The 11313-nt window shown below is 57.8% G+C and carries 11 protein-coding genes and 1 pseudogene; 8 read left to right on the plus strand and 4 right to left on the minus strand.

The features are described from left to right. Positions 1–277 precede the first annotated feature (277 nt). The 3 genes from rarD to RYC17_RS19210 all read left to right on the plus strand — a co-directional run bounded on the left by rarD (position 278) and on the right by RYC17_RS19210 (position 2086). Entirely contained in the window at positions 278–1165 is an 888-nt protein-coding gene (gene rarD / locus RYC17_RS19200; protein WP_057403205.1) for an EamA family transporter RarD, read from the plus strand. 265 nt (positions 1166–1430) lie between these two features. Beyond that, entirely contained in the window at positions 1431–1784 is a 354-nt protein-coding gene (locus RYC17_RS19205; protein ID WP_316889673.1) for a type II toxin-antitoxin system RelE/ParE family toxin, read from the plus strand. Next, positions 1784–2086, plus strand: a complete 303-nt coding sequence (locus RYC17_RS19210) for an XRE family transcriptional regulator (protein WP_003379963.1) — start codon at positions 1784–1786, stop codon at positions 2084–2086. The genes RYC17_RS19205 and RYC17_RS19210 overlap by 1 nt, the downstream gene beginning before the upstream one ends. A gap of 18 nt (positions 2087–2104) precedes the next feature. Here the strand turns inward: RYC17_RS19210 and RYC17_RS19215 are convergent, their stop codons facing one another. Further along, a complete protein-coding gene (locus tag RYC17_RS19215; protein WP_058401030.1) occupies positions 2105–2623 on the minus strand; it encodes a glycine cleavage system protein R in 519 nt (172 codons plus the stop codon). A 321-nt stretch (positions 2624–2944) separates the two neighbouring features. Between RYC17_RS19215 and RYC17_RS19220 the strand changes: the two genes are divergently transcribed. Beyond that, positions 2945–5122, plus strand: coding sequence for a malate synthase G (locus RYC17_RS19220; RefSeq protein WP_316904127.1), 2178 nt, complete (start codon positions 2945–2947; stop codon positions 5120–5122). Between the two features lie 66 nt (positions 5123–5188). Here RYC17_RS19220 and RYC17_RS19225 read toward each other — a convergent pair whose 3' ends face one another. Further along, on the minus strand, positions 5189–5635 hold the full coding sequence (locus tag RYC17_RS19225; RefSeq protein WP_057403209.1) for a response regulator: 447 nt from the start codon (positions 5633–5635) through the stop codon (positions 5189–5191). A 232-nt stretch (positions 5636–5867) separates the two neighbouring features. Between RYC17_RS19225 and RYC17_RS19230 the strand changes: the two genes are divergently transcribed. Both RYC17_RS19230 and RYC17_RS19235 read left to right on the plus strand, forming a co-directional pair. After that, positions 5868–7802, plus strand: a complete 1935-nt coding sequence (locus tag RYC17_RS19230; protein WP_316904132.1) for a putative nucleotidyltransferase substrate binding domain-containing protein — start codon at positions 5868–5870, stop codon at positions 7800–7802. Further along, positions 7799–8512, plus strand: a complete 714-nt coding sequence (locus tag RYC17_RS19235) for a PolC-type DNA polymerase III (RefSeq protein WP_058401032.1) — start codon at positions 7799–7801, stop codon at positions 8510–8512. Before RYC17_RS19230 ends, RYC17_RS19235 begins: the two co-directional genes overlap by 4 nt. A 13-nt stretch (positions 8513–8525) precedes the next feature. On the opposite strand, the gene RYC17_RS19240 is transcribed toward RYC17_RS19235, so the two are convergent. Further along, the gene (locus tag RYC17_RS19240; RefSeq protein ID WP_005735052.1) at positions 8526–8828 is read right to left on the minus strand and encodes a cell division protein ZapA; all 303 of its coding nucleotides are present in this window, start codon (positions 8826–8828) and stop codon (positions 8526–8528) included. Further along, positions 8825–9058, minus strand: coding sequence for a hypothetical protein (locus RYC17_RS19245; protein ID WP_002555595.1), 234 nt, complete (start codon positions 9056–9058; stop codon positions 8825–8827). Before RYC17_RS19245 ends, RYC17_RS19240 begins: the two co-directional genes overlap by 4 nt. Before the next feature lie 488 nt (positions 9059–9546). Between RYC17_RS19245 and RYC17_RS27030 the strand changes: the two are divergent. Together RYC17_RS27030 and RYC17_RS19250 are read left to right on the plus strand one after the other, a co-directional pair. After that, positions 9547–9975, plus strand: a pseudogene (locus tag RYC17_RS27030) (MCP four helix bundle domain-containing protein); the annotation flags it as partial. After that, positions 9976–11106: a methyl-accepting chemotaxis protein gene (locus RYC17_RS19250; RefSeq protein WP_404944497.1), complete on the plus strand. Its 1131-nt coding sequence runs from the start codon at positions 9976–9978 to the stop codon at positions 11104–11106. It begins immediately after the preceding pseudogene. The last annotated feature ends 207 nt before the right edge of the window (positions 11107–11313 follow it).

An 11313-nucleotide genomic window follows, 5' to 3' on the forward strand; every position in this document is an offset into this window, starting at 1 on the left:
TCTGGACGCTCCGCGTCCGATCCTGAATGTCCGGTGCGGCGCAAATCTGTGACGCGGAGCGTCACCCAAGGCATTCCCACGCTGGAGCGTGAGGAACGATAATCTCAACTATCGTGCGGCGTTCCGCGTCCGATCCTGAGCAAGCGGCGCGGCACAGATGTCGTGAATCAGTCGAACCTGTGTATAACATCGAGCGCTCCAGCGTGAGTACGATCAAAACCATCAACCGCATCACCCCACAATAAAACCGGAAATTTCTGTATTAAAGGGACGCTCCATGCAAGCTGCCAATCCACGCCGTGGATACATTCTGGGCCTGAGTGCTTACATCATCTGGGGCCTGTTCCCCATCTACTTCAAGGCTATCTCCGCCGTTCCGGCCATCGAGATCATCATCCATCGTGTGCTCTGGTCAGCCCTCTTCGGCTCGATTGTGCTGATGTTCTGGAAGCATCCCGGCTGGTGGCGTGACCTGCGCAACAACCCACAGCGACTGGCCGTGCTGGCACTGAGCGGCACGCTGATCGCGGCCAACTGGATCGTCTACGTATGGGCCGTGAACAACGGCCGCATGCTTGAAGCCAGTCTCGGCTATTACATCAACCCGCTGGTCAACGTACTACTGGGCATGTTGTTACTGGGCGAACGGCTCAGGCGCCTGCAAATGCTGGCGGTCGCTTTCGCCGCCATTGGTGTCGCCCAACAGGTCTGGCACGTGGGCAGCCTGCCATGGGTGTCGCTGGCACTGCCATTGACCTTCGCGTTCTACGGCCTGATCCGCAAAAAAGCCCCGGTTGCCGCCCTCCCTGGCCTGGTGGTGGAAACCTGGATGCTGGTGCCACTGGCATTGATCTGGCTGGCACTCAACCCGACAGCCATCAGCGCACAAGCACAATTCTGGACCACCACCCAGGCCCTCTGGCTCGCAGCCGCAGGCCCGGTAACGCTGATCCCGCTGGTGTGCTTCAACGCCGCAGCCCGCCACCTGCCCTTCACCACCCTGGGCTTCCTGCAATACCTTGCGCCCACGCTGGTCCTGCTGCTGGCCGTACTGCTGTATGGCGAGCATCTGACCACCAGCACCATCATCACCTTCGCCTTTATCTGGGCGGGGCTGGCAATCTACAGTGTGGATATCTGGCTGAAATCCCGCGGTCGCAGCTGATCAAAAAACACACAATCCCTTGCAGACCACGCTCCCCGTGGCCTGCAAGAGGTTCTCCAAGGGTTATCCACAGGCAGGCTAACCTTATCTGTGCACAAGCCCTTGAAACTGTTGGTTTTTTGATCAACTTTCGCCAAGCCACGGCGAACGTGGCGCGCAAGGCTATTCCCCCAGGTTATCCACAGGCAGGTGCACGGTTAACTTGGATAACCTGAATAGGCCTATATTCTGGTTGAATAGTGCACCTTTTTTGGTACACTCGACTATGAATAAATATCCTCCCACTTTAAACGTTAAGTTTTTCTACACCGAAGCGGGCAATGAGCCCGTACGCGAATGGCTGACCAATTTGCCACGCGATGACCGTAAGGCAGTAGGCACGGACATCAAGACTGTTCAGTTTGGATGGCCAATAGGCATGCCTGTGGTCCGTAAAATGGAGCCCGAACTTTGGGAGGTCCGAGTTGATTTGAAGGAAAGAATTGCACGAGTACTGTTCACCGTTGAAGCAAGCTCAATGGTTTTGCTTCATGGCTTTATCAAGAAAAGCGAAAAAACTCCCGCATCAGACCTGGAAACTGCCAGACAGCGCAAAGCAGCACTTAAGAGGAACAAGTAATGAACCAGCATATTGGCTCTGACTTCGATGACTTTCTTGCCGAGCAAGGCTTTGCCGAGGAAGTTTCTGCCGCGGCCCTCAAACGAGTTATTTCCTGGCAAATCGCTGAAGTCATGAAACAGCAGAAGGTTACCAAGAAGGCTCTCGCAGAGCGTATGCACACAAGCCGAACGGCAGTAGACCGCGCTCTGGATCAGAATGATCCCGGGATGACCCTTGCAACACTGGCCAGCGCTGCAAGAGCACTGGGTCAACGGGTGGAGGTCAGACTGGTGCCGGAACAAGAAGCCAAACGCGCCTGAACATAATCAACACAGGAGTCACGCTTCCCCACCCAACACCAACTCCACCATCAGATCATCAGCCAGGGTCTCAAGCCCTGCCTGCAGGTCATCCAGCGACAAGCCCAGCGGTACGCCCAGCACGGCATCGGCGTGAAACAGCAACTCGCTGCTCATGGGCGCAGGGGAAACGTCGGTGATCAAGTGTTCGACGTTAACGCCCTGCCCGGCCAGCAAGCGGGTGATGTCGCGCACAATGCCGGGACGGTCGTTACCGACCAGTTGCATGCTGATCAACTGGGTCGGGGCAGTTGTCTCGATCACGCTTTCAGCCAGCAGCATGCGAATGCCGTGGGCTGACAGTGCGTTCAACGCCTTGATCAGGTCATCGTACTTTTCCGGCTCGACACCCACCTTGAGGATCCCGGCAAATTGCCCGGCCATGCGCGACATGCGGCTTTCCAGCCAGTTACCGCCCTGCTCGGCAATGCACTGCGCGATACGTTCGACCTGACCCGGTTTGTCGGGAGCAACCAGCGTTACGACGAGATGATCCACGGTCAATTCCTCTTTCTGTGCAGGTGATTTGAAAACGGCGTCGGTCGCACGAGTATAGACAGACCCGAGGGCAGCCCGTGCGCGGTAAATCGTGTACCGTTTACCACGCTTTATGGAACAATCCCGAGCGCTTTTGGGAACACAATGAATATCATCGTGACCCGATATGAATATCCAGTCGTTTAGTGACATATTCAGCGACGTTTTCACGCGACGGCGGCTCATGTAGTATCCGAAATCTCGCACTACATGACACCAAGATCAATAACAGAGCGCTCCCCGAGTGTGCTCGACCCTGCTGAGCAGAGTGAGGCAAGTGCAATGACTGAGTACGTTCAAGTCGGTGACCTGCAAGTCGCCAGAGTCCTGTTCGACTTCGTGCAGAACGAAGCCACACCCGGAACCGGCATCGACGCCACTGCGTTCTGGGCCGGTGCGGACCAACTGATCCACGACCTTGCGCCAAAGAACAAGGCACTGCTCGCCAAACGAGATGAATTGCAGGCGCAGATCGACACGTGGCACCAATCGCGTGCCGGACAGGCTCACGACGCCTCGGCTTACAAAGCCTTCCTTCAGGAGATCGGCTACCTGCTGCCAGAAGCAGCGGACTTCCAGATCACCACGCAAAACGTCGATGAAGAAATAGCCACCATGGCCGGACCGCAACTGGTCGTGCCGGTGATGAACGCACGGTTTGCGCTCAATGCGTCCAATGCCCGCTGGGGCTCGCTGTATGACGCGCTCTATGGCACCGATGCCATCAGCGAAGAAGGTGGCGCGGAGAAAGGCAAGGGCTACAACAAGGTGCGTGGCGACAAGGTGATCGCCTTCGCCCGCGCGTTCCTCGATCAGGCTGCCCCTTTGGCGGCTGGCTCGCACGTTGATTCGACTGCTTACAAGTTGATCGACGGCAGACTGGTCATCAGCCTCAAGGGCGGCAGCAACACCGGCCTGCGCGACGATGCACAACTGGTGGGTTTCCAGGGTGATGCCTCAGCGCCGTTCGCCGTGCTCTTCAGGCACAATGGGCTGCATTTCGAATTGCAGATCGACGCTTCCAGCCCGGTTGGCCAAACCGATGCGGCAGGCGTGAAAGACATCCTCATGGAAGCCGCGGTGACCACCATCATGGACTGCGAAGACTCCATTGCGGCCGTCGATGCCGACGACAAAGTGGTCGTCTACCGTAACTGGCTGGGCCTGATGAAAGGCGATCTGGCGGAATCGGTGTCCAAAGGCGGCGAGACCTTCACCCGCACCATGAACCCGGACCGGGTCTACACCACGCCACAAGGCGGCGAAGCCACGCTGCACGGTCGTTCGCTGCTGTTCATTCGCAACGTAGGTCACTTGATGACCATCGACGCGATACTCGACAAGCATGGCAATGAAGTGCCGGAAGGTATTCTCGACGGCCTGTTGACCAGTCTGGCTGCGATCCACAACCTCAACGGCAATACCTCGCGCAGCAACAGCCGCAGCGGCTCGATGTACATCGTCAAACCGAAGATGCACGGGCCGGAGGAAGCTGCATTCACCAACGAACTGTTCGGGCGCATCGAGCAGGTACTGGGTTTGCCGCGTAACACCTTGAAGGTCGGGATCATGGACGAGGAGCGCCGTACCACGGTCAACCTCAAGGCCTGCATTGAGGCCGCCAGTGAGCGCGTGGTGTTCATCAACACCGGCTTCCTCGACCGCACCGGTGACGAAATCCATACCTCCATGGAAGCAGGCCCGGTGGTGCGCAAGGCGCAGATGAAAGCCGAGAAGTGGATCGCTGCCTACGAGAACTCCAACGTCGACATCGGCCTGAAATGCGGCCTGCAAGGTCGTGCGCAGATCGGCAAAGGCATGTGGGCCATGCCCGACCTGATGGCTGCCATGCTGGAACAGAAAATTGCCCACCCGCTGGCTGGCGCAAACACGGCCTGGGTGCCCTCGCCTACAGCGGCCGCGCTGCACGCCCTGCATTATCACAAGGTCGATGTGTTCGCTCGCCAGGCCGAACTGGTTCAGCGCGAGCAGGCATCGGTGGATGACATTCTGACCATTCCCCTGGCGCCGAACACCGACTGGACGCCCGAAGAAATCCAGAACGAACTGGACAACAACGCACAGGGCATTCTTGGCTATGTAGTGCGCTGGATCGATCAGGGCGTGGGTTGCTCGAAAGTACCGGACATCAACGACATCGGTCTGATGGAAGACCGCGCAACGCTGCGCATCTCAAGCCAGCACATGGCCAACTGGCTGCGTCATGGCGTTGTCACCGAAGCTCAGGTGCTGGAAAGCTTGAAGCGCATGGCCCCCGTCGTGGATCGCCAGAACGCCAACGACCCGCTGTATCGCCCACTGGCACCAGACTTCGACAGCAACATTGCCTTCCAGGCAGCCGTAGAACTGGTGATCGAAGGCACGCGGCAGCCTAACGGCTATACCGAGCCGGTATTGCACCGTCGCCGTCGTGAGTTCAAGGCTAGTAAAGGTCTGTAACGAGTCGTCTGAGCCATTGCGGGTGCTTGTCCTTGCCGGATGAGCAATCCGCAAAGGCTCACCGTTTCAACTTATCCCCAACTCCCGCTTCACCAGCTTCACCAGTTGCTTGGTGTTAAGCGGCTTGAGCAGGAAGTCCACCACGTTCAAGTGCATGGCATCGATGGCATCGCGCACGTTGGCATCGCCGGAGACGATAATGATCGGCAGTTCGGCGCGATCCGACTCCCTTACCTTGCGGATCAGGTCCAGCCCGTCGAAAGGCGCCATGCGCAAATCGGTGATCAGCAGTCCGATGGACTGACGCGTCTGGATCATTTCAAGCGCGCTGTCGCCACCGGGTGCGGTCATGCAACTGATGTCATTGAGGCTCAGAATTTCGGCCAGCAGCTCTCGCGCGTCGCTGTCGTCATCGACGATCAGAACTCGTTGCGGTGCGTCACGGGCGGGCGTGAGCATGACCTCATGGAGGGCATTACGCTCTTCGTCGCTCAAAATATCGTGATCAATCATTGCAATCTCATCATTCCCTGAACTAATCCGACAGCAGATATGGATAAATCTGCGATGCATTTCGTCGGCATCCTGGCCAGTCTTCGCTCGCAATCCATTGCGTTCGTCAAATCAGTTACGCCGCAGCAGGCACGGCACTGTCACTCGGTTCAAGCGTAAGACTTACGTCCAATGGGCACCTGGCTGCAAGCGGCCGACCATGAGCACCAATAACAAGAACGCGGAACAGGCCATGAGCAAGGCAGATGCTTTCACCCAGGCAGGCAAGACAGCCGTGCTACAGAACATACACGGCACCATGCAGTTTCTGCAAAAATTCCCGCCTTTCAACCAGATGGAAAACGCGCATCTGGCGTACCTCGTAGAGCAGTGTCAGCTCCGGTTCTATGCCGCGGATGAAAGCATCATCAAGCCTGGCGATGGCCCGGTAGAGCACTTTTACATCGTCAAGCAGGGGCGAATCGTCGGTGAACGTCCGCATTCTGCCAAAGGCGGCACAGAAACAACATTTGAAATCACCACTGGCGAGTGTTTTCCACTTGCGGCCCTGCTGGGCGAGCGTGCCACTCGTACCGAACACCTGGCTGCCGAGGACACCTTCTGCCTGCAATTGAACAAGCAGGCGTTCATCAAGCTGTTCGCGCTTTCCACAACGTTTCGCGACTTTGCCCTGCGCGGTGTCAGCAGCCTGCTGGATCAGGTCAATCAGCAGGTTCAGCAGCGCGCCGTTGAAACCCTGGGCACGCAGTATTCACTGAATACACGTCTCGGCGAACTGGCCATGCGTCACCCGGTGATGTGCAGCCCTGAAACACCCATGCGCGACGCGGTGAAACTGATGCATGAACAGCAGGTAGGCAGCATCGTGATTGTCGACGAGCAGCAGGCCCCGCTGGGGATTTTTACCCTGCGCGACCTGCGTGAAGCGGTTGCCGATGTGAATGCCGATTTCAGCGCGCCGGTCAGACACACCATGAGCCTGTCGCCGTTCCATCTGAGCCCGGACGCCAGCGCATTCGACGCGGCTATCGCCATGACCGGACGTCACATCGCCCACGTGTGCCTGGTCAGAGACGGGCGATTGTGTGGCGTGGTGTCGGAGCGCGATTTGTTTTCCTTGCAACGGGTCGACCTGGTCCACCTGGCGCGGACCATCCGCAATGCACCGCGTATCGAAGCGCTCGCCGGTTTAAGAGGCGATATCGTCCAGTTGGTCGACCGCATGCTGGCCCACGGAGCCTCTTCGACCCAGATAACCCAGATCATCACCCTGCTCAATGACCACACCGTGTGCCGCGTGATCGAGCTGACGCTTGCAGAAAAAGGCGACCCCGGCATTGCATTCAGCTGGCTGTGCTTTGGCAGCGAAGGCCGTCGCGAACAGACGCTGCATACCGATCAGGACAACGGCATTCTGTTTGAAGCCAGCGATGCGGCAGAAGCAGAGCAGATCCGCACGTTACTGCTACCGATTGCCGAGCGCATCAATCAAAGCCTGGCGCAGTGCGGTTTTACCCTGTGCAAGGGCAACATCATGGCCGGTAACCCCGACCTGTGCCTGTCCCGGCTCGAATGGTCACAGCGCTTTGCAGCCTTTATCCGCGAAGCAACTCCGGAGAACCTGCTGGCATCGAGTATCTATTTCGATCTACGCGTGGTCTGGGGCGATGAAAGTGGCGGCGAGCAACTGCGCCGCGGCATTCTTGATCAGGTGGCAGACAACAAGCTGTTCCAGCGCATGATGGCCGAGAACGCTCTGCGTCAAAGGCCGCCGGTGGGCCGTTTCAAGGATTTCGTGCTGGCGCGCAAAGGCAGCGAAAAAGACACCCTGGACCTCAAGACCGAAGGCCTGACGCCCTTTGTCGACGGGGCGCGCCTGTTGGCGCTGGCCAACGGTGTCGGCGTCAACAATACCCAGGAACGCCTGCGCCAACTGGTCGAACGTGAAGTCATCGACCCGCTGGATGGCGCTGCGTATGAAGAGGCTTACCACTTCATTCAGCAGACCCGCATGCAGCAACATCAACTGCAAAGCCGCCAGAACCTTCCCTACTCCAATCGCATCGACCCTGACACGCTCAACCATCTGGACAGACGCATTCTGCGCGAATCGTTTCGCCAGGCGCAGCGACTGCAAACCAGCCTGACCCTGCGTTACCAACTATGAACCTGTTCGAATGGCTCAAGCCGCGCGCGAAAAAGACACCCTTGCAAGCGCATCAACTGGATCGCCTCAAAAAGCTGCCGGTCTGCGCGAACCTCAGCGACAAGCCATTGCGCCAACAGCGCTGGGTAGTGCTGGACCTTGAAACCAGTGGCCTGAACATGAACCGCGATCAAGTGCTGTCCATCGGCGCGGTCGTGATTGAAGACGGTGCCATCGATCTGGGCCAGCAGTTCGAGCGCACGCTGTTGCGCGTCGATCACAAGGTCAGCCCGGCCGTGCTTATTCATGGCTTGGCACCGAGTGCGATTGCCGCGGGCAGCGAGCCGGCCGAGGCGTTGCTGGACTTCATGGAGTTCGTCGGCGAAAGCCCCATTCTGGGTTTTCATGCGCCGTTCGATCAGCACATGCTGTCGCGCGCGCTGAAAGAAAGCCTGGACTACCGCTTGCAGCATCCGTTTTTCGATGCCGCCGAAATCGCCCCGATGCTCTGCGAGCAAGCCAACCTGCGTCATGCAGGGCTGGACGACTGGACGCAATTTTTTGGCCTGCATGCCGAAGAGCGTCACAACGCCAGCGCTGATGCACTGGTCACCGCAGAACTGGCGCTGATTCTGTTCAGCCACGCCCGTCGTCAGCAGATCGACAGCCCGCGGCTACTGGAAGAGCGCCTTGGGCAATGGCGCAGACGTAAACAATCGCACTCGTTTTGACTGCGACCTGCGCTCAGCTCTGGGAAATGGTCTTGGCGATTACATCCACCGTCGCGTCCACCTGCTCGCGGTAACGCTTGAGCTCGACCTTGTGCAATTGCTCAAGCTCGATTTGCTGCGAACAGAGGTTCAGCGCTGCCAGAACCAGCAGACGGTCGCCGATCAACGTCGGGTATTTGCGCTTGGTGTCGGCCAGCGACGCGTTGAGCATCGCGGCGGCCTTCATGAGGGTCAGGTCTTCACCGGCCGGGGCTTTGACCGAGTACTCATTACCCAGAATGGTGAGAACGGTTACACCGTTGCCATCGACGTTCATGCGCCAACAGCACTTGCGCTGGTCGCGCGGTCAACCAGTGCCTGGATACGGGCGGCGGTGCTGCCCTGCTTCTCTTCCTGCTCCATCAGGCTCAGTTGCAAGTTCTCGTTCTCGTCCTTGGCTTTTGCCAGCTCGGCACCGAGCTGTGCATTTGTGTCTTGAAGGGCCTGGTTCTGTTGCACCAGATCACCGACAAGTTGTTCCAATTGGCTAAGGGAGGCTTCCAACATTTTGATTTCTCGAGCAAATTTCAACGGGCGCGTACGATAAAGAAAAGTCGCTGCGCATGCCAGCGCTCAGGCTTTGATACTGATCTGTCATGACGTTGACATGTCCATAACGTAGACGCGTAGGGGGCTTGTGACTACGTATTCGGAATCCGGTTCCTGCTATTCGTCAGACCGTCCCGAACTGCGACAAATGCGCACAGCCAATGGGCAAACTGACATCGCCCCACTCCTCCTCAACCCAGTCTTTTCAAGGGTTTGTGCGAATGTTTGTCATATTCAAAAATAACCGTCAGTAATAAGTCGTCAATATTTAGTGCCTACTGACTCAATACTTTAGTCGCATGACCGATAGGCCCCCCATTCACGGCTTTATCTCCGTCTTTCAATCGCATGGATCGCGTACCTGACCCTGGAAGCTTTCTATGTCCCTGCGAAATATGAACATCGCGCCCCGAGCGTTTCTTGGATTTGCCACAATCGGCACACTCATGTTGATTCTGGGTGTATTTGCACTGTCACAGATGAGCAAGATCCGTGGCGCCACTGAAGTGCTGGCCGACAACAATGTGCCGAGCATCAAGAGCCTTGACCGATTTGCTGAAGTCAGCATCCGGTTGCGCGTTCTGTCCTACCGATTGCTGGTCAACCGCGACCCGGAAACCCAGCAGAAAACCATCGATTTGATGGCGATGCGCAACAAGCAGATCACTGACGCTCAGGCGATTTACGAGAAGCTCATCAGCGATCCCGATGAGCGCAATCTCTACAGCCAGTACGTACAACTGCTGGGACAATATCGCCAGCTTGAAGAGCGCCTGAAGACCCTGACCCGCGCCAACAAGATCGATGAATTGCAGGGCCTGCTCAATAACGAAATGCTCAACAACTCTGACCAGATGAACGTTGTGCTGAGCAAACTGGTGGAGTTCAACACGGCTCAGTTGAACCAGGTGAAGAAGGATGCGTCCAGCGAGTACGACTCGGCATTCAATCTGGTCATCGGACTGTTGATCGCTGCCACCCTGCTGACCATCGTGTTTGCCTGGATGCTGATCAAAAGTATTACCACGCCGATTGCCACAGCTCTGCATGCAGCGGAGACCATCGCGCAAGGCAACCTGACCCGTCCGATCGAGATCGACGGCACCGATGAAGCAGGTCGTTTGCTGCTGGCCATGAAAACCATGCAGGACAAGCTGCGCGACACGTTGCAGGGCATTTCCGGTTCGGCCACGCAACTGGCCTCGGCTGCTGAAGAGCTCAATGCTGTCACCGACGAAAGTGCACGCGGGCTGGTGCAGCAGAACAACGAAATCGAGCAGGCGGCCACCGCGGTCAACGAGATGACCAGCGCCGTGGAAGAAGTCGCCCGCAATGCCGTCAGCACGTCACAAGCGTCGCGCAACGCTGCGACATCTGCTGGCGACGGTCGTGATCTGGTTCAGGAAACCGTCAGCGCCATCGAACGCATGAGCGGTGATGTGAAAGATACTGCTGAACTGATCATCAACCTGGCCAGTGAATCGCGTGATATCGGCAAGGTGCTGGATGTGATTCGCGGCCTGGCCGACCAGACCAACCTGCTCGCCCTCAACGCCGCCATCGAGGCTGCACGCGCCGGTGAGGCCGGGCGTGGCTTTGCTGTAGTCGCCGACGAAGTCCGCGCCCTGGCGCACCGTACTCAGCAATCGACCAGTGAAATCGAACGCATGATCGGTAGCATTCAGAGCGGTACGGAGCAGGCGGTGAGCTCGATGCGCAACAGCACCGAACGCGCCGAATCGACCTTGAACATCGCCAAGGGCGCAGGCTTGGCGCTGAACACCATCAACGTCGCGGTCGAAGAGATCAACGAACGCAACATGGTCATCGCCAGCGCTGCCGAAGAGCAGGCGCAAGTCGCTCGCGAAGTGGACCGCAATCTGGTCAACATCCGCGACCTGTCCGCACAATCCACCACCGGCGCCAACCAGACCAGCGCGGCCAGCACCGAGCTGTCACGCCTGGCCGTGGACCTCAACAGCATGGTGTCGCGCTTCGCGCTTTAAACACGCGAAAACTCAACTAGCGTGCTGGCGCTCCGCGTCCTCTTGCGACGCAGAGCGTCGAGAGCTGCATTACCACGCTGAATCCCGACCATCGTGCGGCGCTCCGCGTCGCATGCCGTTCTGGACGCTTCGCGTCCTCTTGGCGATGCAGAGCGTCGCGAACTGCATTACCACGCTGGAGCGTGGGAACGATCATCGCAACTATCG

The sequence above is a fragment of the Pseudomonas syringae group sp. J248-6 genome, assembly GCF_032586995.1.
Classification (GTDB): Bacteria; Pseudomonadota; Gammaproteobacteria; order Pseudomonadales; family Pseudomonadaceae; genus Aquipseudomonas; species Aquipseudomonas amygdali.